The 18,696-nt window shown below is 41.7% G+C and carries 18 protein-coding genes; 17 read left to right on the forward strand and 1 reads right to left on the reverse strand.

Annotation, left to right across the window (positions count from 1 at the left end; genetic code table 11):
• Nucleotides 1-9: 9 nt before the first annotated feature.
• The 15 genes from ACLD5M_RS04125 to nucS all read left to right on the forward strand — a co-directional run bounded on the left by ACLD5M_RS04125 (nt 10) and on the right by nucS (nt 14,730).
• A complete protein-coding gene (locus ACLD5M_RS04125; RefSeq protein WP_116794565.1) occupies nt 10-585 on the forward strand; it encodes a pilus assembly protein TadB in 576 nt (191 codons plus the stop codon).
• A gap of 2 nt (nt 586-587) precedes the next feature.
• Entirely contained in the window at nt 588-1,238 is a 651-nt protein-coding gene (locus ACLD5M_RS04130; RefSeq protein WP_410314664.1) for a type II secretion system F family protein, read from the forward strand.
• A 178-nt stretch (nt 1,239-1,416) separates the two neighbouring features.
• Nucleotides 1,417-1,692, forward strand: coding sequence for a DUF4244 domain-containing protein (locus ACLD5M_RS04135; protein WP_410314681.1), 276 nt, complete (start codon nt 1,417-1,419; stop codon nt 1,690-1,692).
• Between the two features lie 51 nt (nt 1,693-1,743).
• Nucleotides 1,744-2,139 (forward strand): TadE family type IV pilus minor pilin, encoded by a 396-nt coding sequence (locus ACLD5M_RS04140; protein WP_116794630.1) that lies wholly within the window; start codon nt 1,744-1,746, stop codon nt 2,137-2,139.
• Nucleotides 2,136-2,537 carry an Rv3654c family TadE-like protein gene (locus tag ACLD5M_RS04145; protein ID WP_116794568.1) on the forward strand — a complete coding sequence of 134 codons (402 nt, stop codon included), beginning with the start codon at nt 2,136-2,138 and terminating at the stop codon, nt 2,535-2,537. The genes ACLD5M_RS04140 and ACLD5M_RS04145 overlap by 4 nt, the downstream gene beginning before the upstream one ends.
• Before the next feature lie 100 nt (nt 2,538-2,637).
• Nucleotides 2,638-5,016 (forward strand): DNA polymerase III subunit gamma/tau, encoded by a 2,379-nt coding sequence (gene dnaX / locus ACLD5M_RS04150; protein WP_410314665.1) that lies wholly within the window; start codon nt 2,638-2,640, stop codon nt 5,014-5,016.
• A 6-nt stretch (nt 5,017-5,022) separates the two neighbouring features.
• Nucleotides 5,023-5,631: a recombination mediator RecR gene (gene recR / locus ACLD5M_RS04155; protein WP_004126278.1), complete on the forward strand. Its 609-nt coding sequence runs from the start codon at nt 5,023-5,025 to the stop codon at nt 5,629-5,631.
• Between the two features lie 127 nt (nt 5,632-5,758).
• Nucleotides 5,759-6,523 carry an aspartate kinase gene (locus ACLD5M_RS04160; protein ID WP_410314666.1) on the forward strand — a complete coding sequence of 255 codons (765 nt, stop codon included), beginning with the start codon at nt 5,759-5,761 and terminating at the stop codon, nt 6,521-6,523.
• Nucleotides 6,524-6,600: 77 nt separating this feature from the next.
• Nucleotides 6,601-7,170 (forward strand): ACT domain-containing protein, encoded by a 570-nt coding sequence (locus tag ACLD5M_RS04165; RefSeq protein WP_004136461.1) that lies wholly within the window; start codon nt 6,601-6,603, stop codon nt 7,168-7,170.
• 43 nt (nt 7,171-7,213) lie between these two features.
• Entirely contained in the window at nt 7,214-8,278 is a 1,065-nt protein-coding gene (locus ACLD5M_RS04170) for an aspartate-semialdehyde dehydrogenase (protein ID WP_410314667.1), read from the forward strand.
• Between the two features lie 52 nt (nt 8,279-8,330).
• Nucleotides 8,331-8,948 (forward strand): DUF5701 family protein, encoded by a 618-nt coding sequence (locus ACLD5M_RS04175; RefSeq protein WP_004136457.1) that lies wholly within the window; start codon nt 8,331-8,333, stop codon nt 8,946-8,948.
• Between the two features lie 116 nt (nt 8,949-9,064).
• Nucleotides 9,065-9,766: an ABC transporter ATP-binding protein gene (locus ACLD5M_RS04180; protein ID WP_004136445.1), complete on the forward strand. Its 702-nt coding sequence runs from the start codon at nt 9,065-9,067 to the stop codon at nt 9,764-9,766.
• Nucleotides 9,767-9,771: 5 nt separating this feature from the next.
• Entirely contained in the window at nt 9,772-12,453 is a 2,682-nt protein-coding gene (locus ACLD5M_RS04185; protein WP_410314668.1) for an FtsX-like permease family protein, read from the forward strand.
• A 63-nt stretch (nt 12,454-12,516) separates the two neighbouring features.
• Nucleotides 12,517-13,986, forward strand: a complete 1,470-nt coding sequence (locus tag ACLD5M_RS04190) for an amino acid permease (protein ID WP_375169159.1) — start codon at nt 12,517-12,519, stop codon at nt 13,984-13,986.
• A 36-nt stretch (nt 13,987-14,022) separates the two neighbouring features.
• Entirely contained in the window at nt 14,023-14,730 is a 708-nt protein-coding gene (nucS, locus tag ACLD5M_RS04195) for an endonuclease NucS (RefSeq protein ID WP_375169158.1), read from the forward strand.
• A 146-nt stretch (nt 14,731-14,876) separates the two neighbouring features.
• On the opposite strand, the gene ACLD5M_RS04200 is transcribed toward nucS, so the two are convergent.
• Nucleotides 14,877-15,866 (reverse strand): FKBP-type peptidyl-prolyl cis-trans isomerase, encoded by a 990-nt coding sequence (locus ACLD5M_RS04200; protein ID WP_375169157.1) that lies wholly within the window; start codon nt 15,864-15,866, stop codon nt 14,877-14,879.
• A gap of 78 nt (nt 15,867-15,944) precedes the next feature.
• On the opposite strand from ACLD5M_RS04200, the gene ACLD5M_RS04205 reads away from it, so the two are divergent.
• Together ACLD5M_RS04205 and ACLD5M_RS04210 are read left to right on the forward strand one after the other, a co-directional pair.
• Nucleotides 15,945-17,600: a hypothetical protein gene (locus ACLD5M_RS04205; RefSeq protein WP_410314669.1), complete on the forward strand. Its 1,656-nt coding sequence runs from the start codon at nt 15,945-15,947 to the stop codon at nt 17,598-17,600.
• Complete coding sequence (locus ACLD5M_RS04210; RefSeq protein WP_410313770.1) at nt 17,600-18,673, forward strand: hypothetical protein; 1,074 nt, start codon at nt 17,600-17,602, stop codon at nt 18,671-18,673. Before ACLD5M_RS04205 ends, ACLD5M_RS04210 begins: the two co-directional genes overlap by 1 nt.
• The last annotated feature ends 23 nt before the right edge of the window (nt 18,674-18,696 follow it).

Consider the following 18,696-nt stretch of genomic DNA (forward strand, 5'->3'; position numbering starts at 1 on the left):
TGGGGGAATATGGATATTGAAGAAGCTCTTGCCGGTTTAATTGCTGCATTGAGATCCGGCTCAACGTTTGAAATGATATTGCAAAATGATGCTGATTTTAAGAATAATATTTGTTCTAATGAAGTCAGTGCAAAAATGATTTACAGATGGCTTAATAATAGATGTTCTATTAAAAATCGAAATCTATCTGCAGTCCAGTGTAGGCGCATTGAAAACCATATGCGATCTGTTTGTGAAAATCTTATGGCGGCTTATGAATTAAGCAATACTTTAGGCTGTGAAATGGCTACTTGCGTAGAAGCTGCTTCGGCATCGTATCATGCTCGCCGCAGGGCGGAAGATCTTCAAGCAGACGTATCTGCAATGCCAACTGCCACAATAAAATTACTCACCGCATTGCCTCTTTTGTCTCTATTAGCTGGTGAATTACTCGGTGGTCATCCGATTCTTATTTTGCTAACTACCGTATATGGGTGGGCTTTGTTGATTGTTGGAGCAATTTCTTACAGCCTTGGCTTGGCATGGGTTAAGTCAATGTTGCGAATATCTAATCATACTATGGCAAGTTCGGTTATTAGGAAGTAAAAATGGAGTATAACAGTCGTCTTTTGCTGATTGTGCCTGTATTCGTTATTATGGCTTGGCAATTTTGCAATATTTCTTTTGGTTCTAAAACCTTGCTTGGCTATAAAAGATTAAATATTGGCTATTTTGATACTAAATATGAGTGGCGTAATGCTTATTCTAAAGATATTGATCCTCTGCTTGGATTGCACATGATTATTGTTGCTTTGTGCAGTGGCGTTGCTATTCCTAGAGCTTTGAACGTAGTCGGTGCTGTTTTGCCCGGCGGTCACGGATTGTGGATGTGTGATGTGTCCAGAGCTTTGATTTCTGGGGATAGTTGGCATGAAGCGTGGTCTCCTCCGCATGTTCTTAAAAATATTCAATCTGTTTCAAAAAGCACAAACCGTCACAAAAAACTTGAAAAAATAGATTCATCGTCGGTTTTAGCAACTTGGTTAATGACTTCTTTGCGCGAATCCTGGTGTAATGGTTCTTCGCCTGTTCCGGTACTGCTTGCGCTTTCTAAGCATTACGAAATCACTATGGAAAATGTTGCTAGGCAAGAAACTTCCAGGCTGTCTGTGCGATTATTGCTACCAGTTGGATTGTGCTTTTTGCCAGCTTTTATATGTATTGGTATTATTCCTACGGTTGCTTCTCTTATGAGATAGTAGATTAAATTTTGTTAAGAAAATATTATTTTTGAATTTTCTTAAGCGGTTTCCAAAAGATTTCAATGCTTTTTAGCTTTTATCCACAATGAAGATTTTTTCTTGGACTTCGCAAATCAACCTGCAAAAATATTTTTATCCGAAAATTTCGGATAAATTGAAGGGAAAGGTACAAATAATGGTTGGGATAATCCAAAAGCTTGTTGCAAGATACACTGTATCGATGCTTCAAGTAAATGACCAATTATCAGTTGTAGAAATGCGCCTGCATCAAAAATGTAAGCAGTATATTAACAATCTTCAAAAGCAAGATTCTGGTGCTGTAACCGCCGAGTATGCTGTAGTGCTTATTGCTGCTACTGGTTTTGCTGCATTATTAGTTGCCATTTTGAAATCAGATGCAATACGCAAAACATTGACAGAATTAGTGAAAAAAGCGTTGAAAATTGGTTGATTGATTTTGGCTAATTTATTGATGCTTTATGTTTAGTGAAATGAGCTTATGATGCGGAAGAATATTTTGCATGAATGTTCTGTGTTATGCAAAAAATTATTGCGTAATATTAATACGCGTGATTTTGGTGCTGTAACTGCTGAATTTGCAGTTGTTTTGCCGTGTGCAATAGTGCTTGTAGTTGTGCTTCTTGGAGTTGGTAGAGCAGTAGTATGCAATATGAATTGTCATGATGCAGCTTCCCAGGTTGCTTACTACATGGTTACTCATCACGACGATAAAGCTGCTGCAAGTATCGTGCAGAAAGTTGCAGGTTCAGGAGCATCTGTGCAAATAAATCGTAATGGGAATATGGCTAATATTGTTGTGAAATGTCCTCTTATTCCAGATCCGCTTCACATATTGCCTCCTTTGGTGGAAAGTCGCGTAAGTCAGGTTTTGGAATGAGTTCGCATTGTTGTTTTAATTGTTTAGTATCTTTCGCTCGTAAGAAGAGCAGTAAGGCAGATTGCGGTTCTGGCACAGCGCTAGGCATTATGCTGGTAATCGCAGTCTGCTCAATGCTTGCTGTTGCTGCAATTTTGGGGCATGTTCTTAGTGCTAGGCATCAAGCTTACGCAGTTGCTACTGCAGCTGCGTTGTCAGGGGCTTCCGCTTTACAGCGCATGGAAAATAATCCTTGTGAATTTTCTACTAGAACTGTTACTTCAAGCCACGCAATATTGAAATCTTGCAAGTCTGCTAAAGATGAAGTCACTGTAAGCGTTACAGTTCCTTTGAATATTCCTTTAGCTCCAAGCGTAGAAGCTTCTGCTCGAGCAGCATTGGAAGATTGTGATAAATAAAAGTAATTAATATTCTTTTGTTTATAAGAGGGTGGCGGCTGCTGCTAATCTGAAATAAGATATATCGGGGAAACATTTAGGTCGCGGTAGGTTAGAAAACATGGCACTTGCACTGTATCGTAGATATCGTCCGGACACATTTGATGGTGTTATTGGGCAGGATCAAGTTACCGTACCTTTGTCTAGAGCATTAGACCAAGGCAAAATTACTCATGCTTATTTATTCTCTGGTCCTCGCGGATGCGGTAAGACCAGCTCTGCGCGCATTTTGGCACGTTGCATTAATTGTGAAAAAGGTCCTACTTCGCATCCATGTGGTAAATGCCAGAGCTGTAAAGATTTGGCAACTGGTGGCCCTGGGTCTATTGATGTTGTAGAAATAGATGCTGCAAGCCATAACGGTGTTGACGACGCTCGAGAGCTTCGAGAGCGTGCGGGTTTTGCTCCAGCTCGAGACCGCTATAAGATTTTTATTCTCGATGAAGCTCATATGGTAACTCCACAAGGTTTTAACGCATTGTTGAAAATTGTAGAAGAGCCTCCTGAGCACGTTATGTTCATTTTTGCTACTACTGAACCAGATAAAGTAATTGGTACTATTCGTTCCCGCACTCATCATTACCCATTCCGTCTAGTTCCGCCAGAAGTTATGGGCCCTTATCTTGAAGATATATGCAAGAAGGAAAGTATTAAACCTGCTCCTGGTGTTTTACGTCTTGCTATGAGAGCAGGTGCGGGTTCAATGCGTGACACTCTTTCTGTGCTTGATCAACTTATGGTCGGTGCAGTTGATGGTGCTATTTCTTTGGATTCTGCAGTTGCTTTGCTTGGTTTTACGCCTAGTGAGTTAATTTCTGAAGCCATTGATGCGCTTATTGAACATGATGGTGCTGCAATATATGACGTTGTTCGTCGCGTTGTTGTTGGCGGCTACGATACTAGGAAATTTGTTGAAGATTTGCTAGGCAGAGTGCGAGATTTGCTTCTTATGGTTTCTGCTGGTGCTAAAGCCGCGTCCGATCTGCTTAATGATATTGCTCCAGAAGATTTGGAAACCTTGCAGCGTCAATCTTCGCAAATGACGTTACCTAATTTAGCGCGTATGGCTCAAACTATTAATGAAGCGCTAAGTTCAATGGCCGGTGCTGTTTCTCCTCGAATGAATCTGGAAATTCTTGTTGCTCGTTTGCTTGCAGATAGTGACATTACTGCAAATGTACAAGGTAAATCTTTTATAGGTGCAGCAAAGCCGCAAAATAAATCTTTTGCGCAAAAGACGCAAGATAATTCTTCTGTGAAAGAAACTAAGCATGAAGAGTCTTCGGAATCTTCTGCTGGGTCTTTTGCTGGATCTTCGTCTGTAGCTTCGTCGGTATCTTCGCCAGAATCTTCTGCAGAATCCTCTAATTCTGTTACAAAAACGCAGAATAATGATTCTCTAAGTACAGACGAAATGTGGGATGAAGTAGTCGCTAAATTGCCAGAAGATGCGCGCGAATATGTGACGCGTAAGTATGTTCCTAAAGTGCAATTAAACTCTGAGCAATCTGGGCGTCAGCGTTTAGTGCTTACTTTTAATGAGCCTATGAGTCAGCATGCTTTTGCGCTCGCAGTATGCACTACATCTCCTTACGATGGTCAAAAAGTGCCAAAAGTGGTAATGAGCGTAGTAAAAGATGTTTTTGGCAATCAAGTAATGATCGCTCCTGCTCCGGTTGCGTCTAACGGAGAAGCGGTGGAATCTGTTGCAAGAATGGATCCTAAGCGTCTCGCTCAAGTAAAACGCGATATTTTATTGCGAAAAACTGGCGTGAGCGCAAGATTTATTGGTAAAACCACTTCTGACAGCGGCGGATTTTCTGAAAGTAAAAAAGAAAAGGATTCCTCGGATTTTCTAAACGCTGATGGCTCCGCAGCATCAGTAGTATTTGAGAATACTGCGGAAGATGCAAAGCAAGAAGCTGCTTTGCCGGACGTTGAAGATGATGCTTGGGCCGATATGTCATCTGTGCCTATTGCGGATGTTATGACACTTCCTAACGCTTCTACTTCGGCGCTTGATGTATCTACTAAAACGCAAAGCAAGCCGCAAGTAAAAATGCAGTCTGCACAATCTAATGCTGACGGTTCTAATGCTGACGGTTCTAATGCGGATGATTCAAGAGCTGCTGAGCCAAGTGTTTCTGATTTAGGTGCTGTTAATCCAAATTCTGCTGAGCCGGGTGATGATAATCCAGTTGCTGCTGAGTCAGTTGCTGCTGAGTCAAAAGAAACTATGCAAGTGCCTGTAGCCCCTACAAGCGGAGCGTCTGCAGATGAATGTTCTATGGATGATATTTCCTTGGAAGCTGCATCTTCAGTAGATATGGATGAGCTTAAGGCAATGTTTGAGGTTAAAACAGTTGAAGAATTTGCTGCAACCGATCCAAAAAATCCAAAGAATATTTCTGCAAACGTTAAGAAAAAGCAAGAGGAGTAGTTAACTGTGCATAATGCATCGTCGTACGATGGCGCAATTGGTCGTTTAATTGACGAGTTTTCAAAACTTCCTGGAATCGGACCTAAAGGCGCTCAACGCATTGCTTTTTATATACTTTCTGCGTCTGAGCAAGAAGCGCAATCTTTAATAGATGCCATAAACGATATGAAGTCGAGTGTGCGCTTTTGTGATATTTGCGGAAATGTTTGCGAACAAAGCCCTTGTGCGGTTTGTGCAGATCCTCGCAGAGACCATAGCAAAATTTGCGTAGTTGAAGAGCCTAAAGACATTATGAGCATTGAGCGCACTCACGAATATGATGGCGTTTACCACGTTCTTGGCGGAGCTATAAACCCAATGGCAAATGTTGGTCCTGGAGATTTATCAATTACTCAATTACTTGAGCGTCTTAAAAATCCTCAAATTAAAGAGGTTATTCTCGCGCTTGACCCAAATATTGAAGGCGAAGCAACAGTTACGTATTTGGCTCGCCTGTTAGATCCTCTAGGTATTAAAATTACGCGTTTGGCAAGTGGCTTGCCTGTTGGCGGCGATTTGGAATATGCGGATGAAATTACTCTCGGACGCGCTTTCAGCGGGCGACAAGCTGTGTAGGAGTAAAATTTAACGAACAAATTATCAATAATTGCGAATAATAGAGCGCAGTTGATACTCTGATACCAGACCAAATATTTGGAATATCCGTTCGTTCATCTGTTTATACATGAGCAAGGGGTAAAAATTGGCGCTTATCGTACAGAAATACGGCGGCTCGTCTGTGGCTGACATTGATTCCATACAGCGCGTTGCTAAACGTATTCTTTCCACAAAAGCAGCTGGCAATGATGTAGCAGTTGTAGTTTCTGCAATGGGGGACACTACTGACGATTTAATTGACCAAGCAATGAGTGTTAATGCGCATCCTCCTGCTCGCGAAATGGATATGCTTATGACTGCAGGCGAACGCATCTCTATGAGCTTGCTTGCTATGGCTATTCATGCTCAAGGATCTCACGCATACTCTTTTACCGGTTCTCAGGCTGGTTTTATGACAGACACGCAGTTTGGTGCAGCTCATATTCGCGCAGTAAAACCAGACCGTGTTCGTCGCGCGCTTAGTAAGGGAAGTGTTGCGATTGTTGCCGGATTCCAAGGCATTAGCGAAATGGGGGATGACACTACTCTTGGCCGCGGAGGTTCGGATACTTCAGCAGTTGCTCTTGCAGTTGCTTTAGGAGCTGACGTTTGTGAAATTTATACAGATGTTGATGGTGTTTTCACTGCAGATCCTCGTATTGTTCCAACTGCTAAACGTATTCCAGTTATTGATTACGATTCGATACTAGAAATGTCTTCATGTGGTTCGCGTGTGCTCGCTCTGCGTTGCGTTGAGTATGCTCAGCGTTTTAGTATGCCGCTTCACGTTAGGAGTTCCTTCTCTCACAGAAATGGAACTCTTATTGTGCCGCGAAATGTTAATCCACGTACTTTACCTAATTTAAGTTGATTTAAGCAAGTTTATTTTTATAGATAATTATTTTTTATAGATAATATTTAAGCAAATAGAAATTAAGGGCGGTAATAATGGTAAACCAGGAGATTCGTTCTACTATGGGCGACTTGTTCCCAGATTTAGGTGTTGAAACGCCTGTTATTTCAGGTGTTGCTCACGATCGCAGTGAGTCTATGATTACAGTTCGCGGTATTCCGGACGTTCCTGGAATGGCTGCAAAAGTATTTACTACTCTTGCAAAAGCTAATGCAAATATAGATATGATTGCACAAGCAAGCGCATCTACGGGTACTGCAGATATTTCCCTTACTGCTCCTAGCTCGTCGATGAAAGCAATTTGTAAAGTTCTTGAAGAAGCGCGTGATGAATTGAAGTTTACTTCTATGGATGTTGACCCTACTGTTGGGAAAGTTGCAGTGGTTGGTGTTGGTATGAAGATGCACTCTGGTTTAGCGGCTACTTTCTTTACTGCATTAAGTGATCACGGTATTAATACGCTTATGATTTCTACTTCAGAAATTCGTATTGCCGCTTTGGTTCCTGTTAATCAGCTTGATGAAGCTGTCCGAGCCTTACACACGGCTTACGGATTGGATGCTAACCAAATCGAAGCTGTTGTTTACGGCGGCAGCGGACGTTAAAAATCGAAATTATTGGCATAACCACTATTAAGGGAGAAATAAGATGACGATTATCAATGAAACAGGTGTAAACGTAGCTGTTTTAGGTGCTACTGGCCAAGTTGGTATGGTAATGCGCCGTGTTCTTGATGAGCGTGATTTTCCCGTTCGAGATTTACGTTTTATGGCTTCTGCTCACTCTGCGGGAACAGTTTTGCAATATCGTGGGAAAGATATTGTTGTAGAAGATGTAGAAAAAGCTGATTTGCGCGGAATTGATATAGCTATTTTTTCTGCAGGCGGTGGAACTTCAAAAATCTGGGCTCCAAAATTTGCTGAAGCTGGCGCAATAGTAGTAGACAATTCTTCTCAATGGCGTATGCATGACGATGTGCCTCTGGTTGTTGCAGAAGTAAATCCCGAAGATTTAGACACAATACCTTGTGGAATAGTAGCAAATCCAAATTGCACAACAATGGCTTGTATGCCAGTGTTGAAGCCACTTGCAGATGCTTTTGGATTAAAGCGGTTAATAGTATCTTCCTATCAGGCTGTTTCTGGAGCTGGAAGAGCTGGTGCTTTGCAGCTTATGAATGAGGCTCAAGATGCGCTAAATCAAGGCGCAGATAAATTAGTTTTTGATGGTAGTGCAATAGATTTTCCAGAACCTACCAAAGTTGTTCGCACAATCGCATTCAATGCAGTGCCTTTTATTGGTGCAATTGTTGACGACGGTTCTGAAGAAACTGACGAAGAGCAAAAGTTGCGTAATGAAAGTCGTAAGATTTTGCATCTGCCAAATCTTGCCGCGTCGTGCACTTGCGTTCGAGTAGGCGTTTTTACTGGCCACGGTATGAGTGTTAATGCTGAGTTTGATAATGACGTAACACCGGATATGGCTCGCGAAGTTTTAAGCAAGGCGTCTGGTGTTGAATTGAATGATATTCCTACTCCTCAGCTTGCTGCAGGTAAATCTGCAAGCTATGTTGGGCGTATTCGCCAAGATCAAGCTGTGGACGGCAAGCGAGGGCTGGCGCTTTTTATTACTAACGATAATCTTAGGAAAGGCGCTGCGCTTAATGCTGTTCAATTGGCGGAAATTATTGCGAAAAAACGTAATTTTGCTTAAATAACGAAATTAATTGCTCGCAATTGTGAAAGTCTCTGCGTAAACTGTAAGTATGTCGGTAGCATCGGAAGAAATACAGCAGCAGCTTGATCGTATAGTAGCGCTCGGGTATCCGGATGTGGCGGATATGAGTGCTGACGCTTTTCGTTCTCTTGCTCTGCCTCTTTTGCGCGCGCTTAAAAATAGTGATTTAGGAACGAATATTTTGTTGGTTCCTACGCGTGAGCTTGTTTCTCCAGAGTCTTTGATTTCTCGTACGAGTATTGACCGCATGGCTGGTTTTACAACTATGCCTCCTCGCGATATTGCTAGTTTTATGCCAAAAGATGGTTTTGAGCCTCCGGAAGGTCCGTTCTATTTGGCAATTGATCCTCATGCGGGCGGATCTTACTTAAACAGAGAGCCGGATGTTGCTAGTAAGCTTATTGATTCCGACGAACGCTTACCTCTTACTTTGGAAGAAGGGCTTGCGATTGTTACTCAACATCCGGATTGGTTGGAAAATAAGAATGGGTTTAATCTGCTCGGCTCTCAAAGCACGGATGGAAGAGTTCCTAGCATTTGGATGAGTCAGGGCGCTCCACGCTTAGGTGCAGTTTGGCCAAATTCTCGTCATACTTGGCTTGGTAACGCGTATTGCATGGCACGCCGTGGAATCTCGATTCTTTAAGTACAATTCATAAAATCTTCACGGTTATTACGTAAAATAGTTATAGCAATAAAACAAGAATCCATAACAAAAGTTGAAAACCACTATCAATGGATAATACTTACGAAAGGCGCATTGTGGCATATATAACTTTTGATCATGTTGTAAAAGAATACCCGTCGGGCTCTTCTGCCGTTCGGGCTTTAGATGATGCCAGTTTTACGGCAGAACGTGGTGAGCTTACAGTAATTTTGGGCGCATCTGGCGCTGGAAAAACAACGGCCTTAAATATTTTAGGCGGCATGGATACGGCTACGAGTGGTCGCGTTATTGTTGGGGATTGCGATGTTACTAAGCTTAAAGGAAAAGGTTTAGTGCGTTATCGCCGCGAAGATATTGGTTTTGTTTTTCAATTCTATAATTTAGTTCCAAATTTGACTGCTCTCGAAAATGTTGAGCTGGCTTCGCAGATTTGTTCAGATCATTTTGATCCTGCCCAAACGCTTAAAGATGTTGGCTTGGCAGATCGTTTACAAAACTTCCCAGCGCAACTTTCCGGCGGCGAGCAGCAGCGCGTATCTATTGCTCGCGCTCTTGCTAAAAAGCCGAAGCTTCTTCTATGTGACGAGCCTACAGGTGCTTTGGATTATGAAACAGGCAAATCAGTGTTGCAATTATTGCAAGATATTTGCCGCACGGAAGGCATGACAGTTTTAATCATTACCCATAATGCTGCAATTGCGCCTATGGCACATAAAGTTGTGCGCTTCCGCTCTGGAAAAGTCGTAAGCGAGACTATACAAGAGAATCCTATGGCCATTGCTGATATTGAGTGGTGATTTTAATGAGTGCATTATTTATTAGCGCCGTTAGAATGTGGATTCATCAGTGGCGACGTTTCTGTGTACTTGCAGTTATTGCAATGCTTGGCGTTGCTGTTATGACAGGAATTTACGCTGGCTGCAACGATATGCTTCTTGGTACGAACGACATGTACGAAAAGTTGCATGCATACGATTTGCAAATCGTATCTACCTTGGGTTTAACTAAAGATGATGTTGCTTCTTTGCAAAAATTATCTAACATAAGAGAAATTGAAGCCGAACGTTTTTGGAAAGCTACAGCGCATCCTGATGACGATGCAAGTTCCACATATGCAATGAATTTTGTGCATTACGATTCGCAAAAAAATATGAATCGTCTTCATTTGCTTCACGGCAATATGCCTACTAATAATCGAGAAGCCGTTGTAACTCAACGATTTTTGCACGATAGCGGCTTAAATATTGGCAGTACCGTTGTTGTAAGTTTGCAGCAGTCGGCAGCATTTGGCAGCAGTGTTTCAAATAATTCAAATAAAAAATCTGAAAAATATAATCTTCTAATTACTGGAAGCGTCTTAGATAGTAACGATTTAAACAATCCGGAAGGTTACCAATCAAAAGCTTTTCGTAATTCTGTAACATCTCGCTACCCAATCTTTACGTCTGCAGCCCCAAGCAACATGAGTGACCTGCCGTATTCTGCAATATCTGTGAGATTGAACGATACTAAGAATGTTAATGCGTTTTCTAAATCGTATCGCAATATTGTTGACGACGCGTCTGAACAAATCCGCGAAAAAGTGCAGTCTAAGCGCGAAAAAGTTCGTCGAAATCAGATTATTGATGAGATAGCGAATAGAGAAGCGAAAAATATTATTGCGAATGACCCAAGGATAAAGCTTGCTTCAAATTCTGTGAAAGAACAAGTAAAAGCGAAAATTCTAAAGCAGATTAGGCCAGAAATACAAAAGAAAGTTCCTCAAGCACAATGGCATATATCTACTAGAATTGCTAATGATAGTTACGCAAGCTTACGCTCCGACGTTGCTTCGATTCAGTCACTGGGTTACGCTTTCCCGGCAGTATTTCTTGTAGTTGCCATGATGATGAGTTTAACAGCTATGGCACGTATGGTTGAGGAAGAGCGAAGTCTTATTGGAACGTACCTAAGCCTGGGTTATGGACGTTCTGCTGCAGTTACAAGGCACGCGTTCTTCGCTATTTTAGCATGCTTTATTGGTGGTGGAGTTGGGGATATTGTTGGATTCCTTGCAATTCCTTCGCTTCTTTTGAAGATTTTGCGCGGACTCTACGCTGTACCAGGTGTTAGTTTGCGTTACGACTGGTTATACGGTTCACTGTGTGTGATTGCTTTTGTGATTCCTGTAGCAGTTTGCACAATAGTTGTTAGTTGGCGTGAAACAAAGCAAGTTCCTGCTGATTTACTTCGTCCAAAAGCTCCAAAAGCTGGCGCTCGCGTACTTCTTGAGCGTTTGCCTTGGATTTGGAAGCGTATGAGCTTCCTAAATAAAGTAACTATTCGCAACATAGCGCGCTTTAAAGGCAGATTATGCATGACAATCGGCGGTGTTGCTGGCTGCACTGCACTTATTGTGTGCGGTCTTGCATTAAACGATACCGTCGCAACTTTAGGCACTCGTCAATATGAGGGAATCTACCATTACGATATGATCGCGATTTCTGCTCCCGATTCTTTCCAAAGCATGAGAAAGCGTGTGGAACAAGATAAGTCGAATAATAAAGTAGAAACTATGCTTCCTGCTTACATAAGTTCTGGCGAAATTGCTAAGCATCAAAATTCGGGCAACAACAAATCTGAGCATAACAATGTAGAAGATTCTGAAAGTGTGCAAATGATTGTTGTAAAAGATGCGGATACTTTAGCTCGTCTTGTGCGATTGCAAAATATTGACAACAATTTGCAACCTGTTAAGCTCACAGATGACGGCCCGTTGCTTTCTCAAAGCGCAGCCGCTTCTTTGGATATCAATCGCGGAAATGAAATCACAGTAACTAACGCAAGTTTTAAGCGCACAACAGTAAAAGTTAATGCTATTGTTCGAAATCTAATTGGTTCAAACATGTATATGACTTCTAGATGTTACGAACGATTGTTTAATGATAAAAATAGTAAATCTCTAAAGCATAATGCGTTGATTCTTCGCTTGCGTGGCAGCGATGATAAAAAAATAAAGTACGCGAATAATGTTTCGGAGCGTGATAGCGTTCTTGCGGTTATGAATATTACGAAAATGAAGCATGCTTTTAGTTTTGATCTTATGAATGCTGTTGTTGCTCTGATTGTAACGTTAGCTGCAGGTTTGGCTTTAGCAGTGCTATTTACTTTGGCTAGTACGAATATTTCGGAGCGTTCGCGTGAAATGGCAACTCTAAAAGTTCTTGGCTTCTATAGAAGAGAAATTCATTCTTACGTACATAAAGAGATGCTAACTCTTACTGTAATCGGTATCGCTGTAGGTTTGCCGTTGGGAAGGTTGATTGCAGGCTTGCTGACCAAAGCTCTTAGAATGCCATCGCTTTATTTTGAGGTGGAAGTAGCTCCGTTAAGTTACTTTATTGCAGGCGTTGCAACATTAATTTTCGCTTTGATTGTGCAGTGGGCCACTAATCCTGCTCTTGATCGCATAGATCCGGTTAGCTCTCTAAAAAGTGTGGAATAGTGCAATAGTTAAGGGTGCAGATAGAATAAAAAGTTCGTATATACAAGGAACGGAGTTTTGGCAATGAATATGACGGCGAATAATGACAATTCCAACCAAATGGAACGCAGTCTTACTAAGCGTCATGTGCAATTTATTGCTATCGGTGGCACAATTGGTACTGGTTTGTTCCTTGGTTCCGGAAAATCTATTAGCTTAACAGGCCCTAGTATTGTATTTGTTTACATTATTGTTGGCTTGATTATGTTCTTGCTTATGCGCGGCATTGGCGAACTTATGTACAAAGATCCGAACCAGCATACTTTTATTAGTTTTATTACGCGTTATCTTGGCAGAGGCTGGGGTAATTTTGCTGGGTGGTCTTATTGGTTTGTGCTTGTGCTTATTGGTATGAGCGAGATTACGGCAGTTAGCACGTATTGCGTCACATTTTTCCAAACTTTTGATATTGACGTAAGTCATTGGAAATGGCTTATAGAAGTAGTATTTTTAGCGGCTTTAGTGTGCATAAATCTGGTTGCTGTAAAGCTTTTTGGAGAAACTGAGTTTTGGTTCTCCATGATTAAAATTACTTTGATTGTTGCGCTTATAGTTACTGCTATTGTGATGGTTGTAATTGGGTATCATTACCCAGCAACTCAACTTCATGGAGGGGTTATTAGTCCTGCTGGGCATGCTAGCGTCGATAACATTTTCAATAATTTTTCTCTTATGCCAAATGGTTGGGTTGCATTTTTGATGAGCTTCCAGATGGTGTTTTATGCGTATCAGCTTATTGAGTTTGTTGGTGTGACTGTTTCGGAAACAAAAAATCCTCGCAAAGTTTTACCTAAGGCTATAAACGGCATAATTACGCGTATTTTGATTTTTTATGTTGGCGCTCTTGTAGCAATCATGCTTATTGTTCCATGGCAGCGTTTCAAGGCTACTAATGCTGAAGGCACATTTATGTCTCCGTTCATTATGGTGTTCCAGTATGCTGGCTTGCATTGGGCCTCTGCGCTAGTATTCTTCGTGGTTATTACGGCTGCATCTTCTGCTCTTAACTCTTTACTGTATTCTGCCGGCCGCCACATGTATCAGATTGCTATTGAATCTCCTTCTCCTATTTTGGGTAAGTTGCGAAAGGTGTCGCATACTAAAGTTCCTGCTCGCGCAATCATATTTTCTTCTGTATTAATCCTTCTTTCTCCGGTAGTTAATTCGATTCCTGGAGTTCATGGTGCGTTTATTTTGTTCGCTTCTGCGTCTTCGGCTGTAATCATCATGATTTACATTCTGATTATGGTTACGCACCGTAAGTATCGTAAATCTGCTGATTTTATGGCGGATGGTTTCTTGATGCCGCATTATAAGCTTCTTAATTCGCTTACCATTGCATTCTTCGTGTTTGTGTATATTACATTGTTTATTAGTGAAGATACTCGCGTTTCTGCAATTGGCGGTTTAGTTTGGCTTGTGCTATTTGGAGGTTACTGCGCTCTGCACGAGCATTGGCAGAATCGCGATTTAGCAGCTGCTTTGCGCAAGTGACATTCTTTCCTGCACAAGTTCTGTTATGCTTACTGTGTGCGAATTATTGTTGCAGATTGTAGTGCTGAATATACAGGTAGATTAAACGCTACGCTTCCGCTATCTAAGCGTGTGCTGCTTATTAAAGCAGATGGTAGTGTGCTGATTTTTTCGGAGCTTGGAGCGTATAAGCCACTTAATTGGATGGTTGCGCCTTGTACAATGCGCATACTTCAAAAAGAAAATGGTGAAGAATCTACTTCTAACGAGCTTTCTGATGGTTGTATTCTTCGAGTTGCTGCATCAAAAGGTGATGATTTACTCAAAATTTCTTTAGAGCACATATACAGTGACAGCACTTATTATTTGGGTGAGGATCCTGGATTAGTTAAAGATGGTGTTGAGGAGCATTTGCAGCGATATTTGGCTGAGCAGATTGAGCGCATTGGGGAAGGCGCGAAGCTTGTTCGTCGAGAGTATCCTACTGCTATTGGTCCAGTTGATATTATGGCTCAGGATGCTGAAGGCGTGCACGTTGCGATTGAGATTAAGCGTCACGGTGGCATTGATGGTGTAGAGCAACTTACTCGTTACTGTGAGTTGCTTAATCGCGATCCGTTACTTAAGCCCGTTCGTGGCATTTTTGCTGCTCAAACAATTAGCCCACAAGCTAGAGTTTTGGCGGAAGATCGCGGTTTTACTTGTCTTATTCTCGACTATGACGATATGCGCGGTGTTGAATCCGACGACCTTCTTCTGTTTTAGATTTAGACGCATACACAAAAACCCCTCGAAAATGAGGGGTTTTTGTAATCAATCACTTGCGTATTTTTGTAAATTATCTCGCAAATTATCTAGCTAATTATTTTGCAAAATATTTTGCTTTGCTAGGCATTGCGAAATTTACAAACTCACGAAGCGTAAAGAATATCCACAACGAAGTACAGAGTGGAGTTTGCAGGGATTGTTACATTTCCCTTTGCATCCTTCTTATCTTCTTTGCCGTAGCCATCTTCTGGAGGAATTACAAGCAGAACTCGAGATCCAACTTTCTTTCCAGCCAAACCTTTAGTCCAACCTGGTATTACGCCTCCCGCAAGAGAGAAGTCTGCAGGCATTGAGCGAAGCCAAGAGGAATCAAACTGATGCATTTTGCCGTCTTTATCTGTGGTCCATCCGGCATAATGAGCAGTTACGGTGCTTTTTGCGGTTACCTTTTTGCCGGTTCCTTCAATCAAAGTCTGAGAAACAAGCTTTCCATCTGGCACATAGTTGTTCTTATCTAAGGATGGAACTCCAGATTTATCAAGAGTTACCTTTGGCAAATTTGCAGGAATATCTGTTACTGCTTTACCTTCTGCGTGCTTTAATGCTTTTGAGCGGGACACAAGCGTTAGAACCATAACGTATGAAGGTCCCTTATTTTCTCCAGCGACTCCAAAAGCAATAGTTGTATTAATCTTCTTGCCTTTAATAAGAGCGTAGTATGGTCGGCTGGTGACGTTTTTGTCAATAGAAATTGAGCAATCAACTCTGCCCTTATCCCACGTATTCATAAGTTCTTTGCCATCTTTAGCGTTAAGCACAATGCCTTGCGAGCAGACGCGATCGCCTTCTTGAATAGTCTCACCATTGCCGTGCTGTAAGATAGCGTAAGTATTTCTTTTTATATCTGCAGGTGTTTTAAGCGTAATTTTTGGCTTTTTGCCAAGCTCTCCAGAAGCGCTTATGCCTTCAATAAGCTGCATTCCGGCTTTTTGTGCGTTTTCGTCTGCAGCACCTTTTGTATTGTCGGAATTGCCGCTGCAAGAAGCTAATCCTACGCATAATGCTACTGTGCTAATAGCAGCAAAAGTGCGTGCAATAAAGGATTTTTGTTTAGATATTGTAGTTTTTTGCATAGGTTCACATTACCGCTTGATATTGATTTTAAGGCAAAACCTGCAACTGGTATGAAAAGATTGTAGAATAGTATCGTTATGACTAATACCAACAATGCTCCTGAAAAAGAAGGACAATCAATGCGACAGTCAGCAAGGCGAGTAACATTGCGCACTAAAATTATGCGACGTATCGTAGCTCCATTTTTTGTAGTGCTTGCAGTATTAAGTGTTGCTCTTGGTGTTGCTAACGCAACATTTTGGAAGCCGAATGACGTGGTTATTGCTTATGCGCAAGTAACTGGAACTCGTTATATTGTTACAGATCCAGGTGTTCTTAATTTGGTTGACAGTAAGGTTCGCGTAAGTGTTGCAGCTTTGCGCACGCGTAAACCTATTTGTGTTGCTGTTGGTTTAACAAAAGATGTGCGTGGTTGGGTAGCTGGCTCTCCAGTTCAGCGCATTACAGGTCTTAAAGATTGGAATAATCTATCTGTATCGGAAATGTCTGGCAAAAGCACTTTGCAACAAGATTTTAATACAGATATAAAAGATGCTGACGTTAAGTTCCAACAATCTAACTTATGGTCTTCTGTTACGTGTCAGATTGGTTTAGCAAAGCTTCCAATAAATACTTATGATTATGTTCAAACTGCAGGTTCTGCTTCATATGACCATGCAGTTGCAACTGGTGCAGTTCTTAAGTCTGGTAAGAATTCAAAAAAGAGTTCAAATCGTCGCTACTCGCGTTCTATGAGGGTTAAATCTCAAGCAGCTCGACGTGTTCTATTAATTGATTTGGGAGATAACGTTCCTGCTGCTTCTGTGGAATTGCGTTGGCGCAGGCATCAAGTTCCAGATTTCGCAACACCTTTGTACTTTGTGGGTGCTCTTTTTGCTGTTTTAGCTTTGCTGGCCGCAACTATTTTCGCCATGGCTCCTCATCGTCGCAGGAATAAGCAACTTGAGGCAAATTCTTCCGGTTTGTTATCTAAACAATCTAAAGATGAGGAAGTCACATTTTCTGAAGCATTTTCTGGAACAGTGCATGGCATGCTTGCTCATAAGAAGCACAAAAAAGCTTCAGGGTCGCATGCGCGCCATGGAGGCCACACTCGTCGTGGTAAAAATCCTGTAGAAAATCAGAATATTGCAAATAATTCTGATTCTAAGCAACTTAACCAGGAGTCTCCGTCGTCACAAGTATCTTCTGAAGATTCAATAGCGCAGACCACAGTTATTTCTAAGGCCGATATGCTTGCATTCGCTGCTCGTTTTATTCAACAGCATGATGATGGTGAATTTGCGTATGAATTGCCAAGCGATGAGGAAAATCGTGAAAGTGTTGTTGATGAATCTTCAGATTTGAACGACGAAAATCTAAAGAACTCTTATTCCGAAACTAAAGACGATGCTAAAAATAATCAGGATCTTCAGTCCGCTCGCGTAGATAAGAATCGTAAGAATTCTCAAACTAGGCGAAATCAGCAGAATAAAAAGAACTCTAGAAATAGGCAGGATAGGCAGGAAAAGCAGGAAAAGCAAGATAGGCGAGATAAGCAAGACAGTCAGGGCGGGCTAGGTAAACAGGAAAATCAAAATAAGCAATCTAAGTCAACAAAGCAGACAGATAATTCTAAGAAAACTCGCGGCAATCGTCGTGGGTACAACGCAAATAGCAATAATTCGCGATATCGCAAGAATAATAAAGGTTATAGAGGCAATTTCTCGAGTGAGCGAGGTAACAAGCAATAATGCGTAGTATTAAAATGCGTAATCTTAATAAGTATATTCGCGAGTTTAATAATGGCGGAATTATGCGAAAAACGTTGCGCGCAGCTTCTCTTTGTGTTGCAAGTGCTGTATCTGTTGCTCTTGTTGCGGGATTATCTGCTTGCGATGGTCAAGTACCTAAGCCTGTGGAAGCTCGCAGCGGCCAAGAGCTTCCTAATGTAACTATGATTCAAGAAAAGGATATTCGTCTTGGTTTGCTTCGAACACTGGAACGGGCAAATGATGAAAAAGACGTTAACGCCTTGCCTAAAGCTGTTTCTGGGCCTGCTCTTGATGTTCGCACAAGCGAGCTTGTTATTGCTGGTAAAACCGGTAAATTAGACCCTAAAACTATTATTCCGCGCGCTTCGGCTCAGACGATTGTGCCAACAAATGCTGGGTGGCCTAGAGACTTAATGACAATTACAACCACCACTAAAGATCAGCAATCAAAGCGTTTGCTTGTTTTGCGTCAGCAACGAGCTAGGTCGAATTATAAGTTGTGGGCTGTGGCTCGACTTTTCCCTGGTGTGCATCTTCCTAAATTTGCTGTTCCAAGTATTGGTGCTTCAATGGGAAAATCAAATGACACTGGCTTAATTATGACTCCAGAAGAATCAGTAAAAGCTTATGCTGATGTTCTTCAGCATGGTGGTGAAAGCAAGTATGCAAAATATTTTGAGGAAGATTATCTTCGTCAAAAACTTGCAGAACTTTCTAAAGCTGTACAAGCTGGCATGGAGCGCAACAAAGGTTCGCAGGAACAGGTTTTTACTCCACAATTGAAGCAAATCAGCGTTATGCGTTCGAGTGATGGAAGCGATTTAGTTGTTGCAAGAATTGATTCTGTTTGGACGCGTATTGCCGGAGAAGGCCGTGAGTCTAGGCCGGCATCTGACGAAGAAAAAGCACTATTTGGCGACGGAAAAGCAAAAAGTACTATGCGCGTAACTTATGTAAATGTTATTGCGCTTGTTGTGCCACCTGCTGGATCTCATATGAAAATTACGCCGGTTGGTGCTGAACGACAGCCTATTAAAGTAGAAGCGTTGTAAATATAAGAATCAACAATATTGCA

Source organism: Gardnerella sp. Marseille-Q9185, from assembly GCF_046508745.1.
GTDB lineage: Bacteria > Actinomycetota > Actinomycetes > Actinomycetales > Bifidobacteriaceae > Bifidobacterium > Bifidobacterium greenwoodii.

Excerpts from the sequence above, each read along its gene's own strand:
- ACLD5M_RS04145 (WP_116794568.1), top strand. The coding sequence starts at position 2,136 with ATGAGTTCGCATTGTTGTTTTAATTGTTTAGTATCTTTCGCTCGTAAG.
- ACLD5M_RS04190 (WP_375169159.1), top strand. The coding sequence starts at position 12,517 with ATGAATATGACGGCGAATAATGACAATTCCAACCAAATGGAACGCAGT.
- ACLD5M_RS04170 (WP_410314667.1), top strand. The coding sequence starts at position 7,214 with ATGACGATTATCAATGAAACAGGTGTAAACGTAGCTGTTTTAGGTGCT.
- ACLD5M_RS04135 (WP_410314681.1), top strand. The coding sequence starts at position 1,417 with ATGGTTGGGATAATCCAAAAGCTTGTTGCAAGATACACTGTATCGATG.
- ACLD5M_RS04125 (WP_116794565.1), top strand. The coding sequence starts at position 10 with ATGGATATTGAAGAAGCTCTTGCCGGTTTAATTGCTGCATTGAGATCC.
- ACLD5M_RS04185 (WP_410314668.1), top strand. The coding sequence starts at position 9,772 with ATGAGTGCATTATTTATTAGCGCCGTTAGAATGTGGATTCATCAGTGG.
- ACLD5M_RS04200 (WP_375169157.1), bottom strand. The coding sequence starts at position 15,866 with ATGCAAAAAACTACAATATCTAAACAAAAATCCTTTATTGCACGCACT.
- ACLD5M_RS04140 (WP_116794630.1), top strand. The coding sequence starts at position 1,744 with ATGCGGAAGAATATTTTGCATGAATGTTCTGTGTTATGCAAAAAATTA.
- dnaX (WP_410314665.1), top strand. The coding sequence starts at position 2,638 with ATGGCACTTGCACTGTATCGTAGATATCGTCCGGACACATTTGATGGT.
- ACLD5M_RS04165 (WP_004136461.1), top strand. The coding sequence starts at position 6,601 with ATGGTAAACCAGGAGATTCGTTCTACTATGGGCGACTTGTTCCCAGAT.
- ACLD5M_RS04130 (WP_410314664.1), top strand. The coding sequence starts at position 588 with ATGGAGTATAACAGTCGTCTTTTGCTGATTGTGCCTGTATTCGTTATT.
- ACLD5M_RS04175 (WP_004136457.1), top strand. The coding sequence starts at position 8,331 with ATGTCGGTAGCATCGGAAGAAATACAGCAGCAGCTTGATCGTATAGTA.
- ACLD5M_RS04205 (WP_410314669.1), top strand. The coding sequence starts at position 15,945 with ATGACTAATACCAACAATGCTCCTGAAAAAGAAGGACAATCAATGCGA.
- ACLD5M_RS04210 (WP_410313770.1), top strand. The coding sequence starts at position 17,600 with ATGCGTAGTATTAAAATGCGTAATCTTAATAAGTATATTCGCGAGTTT.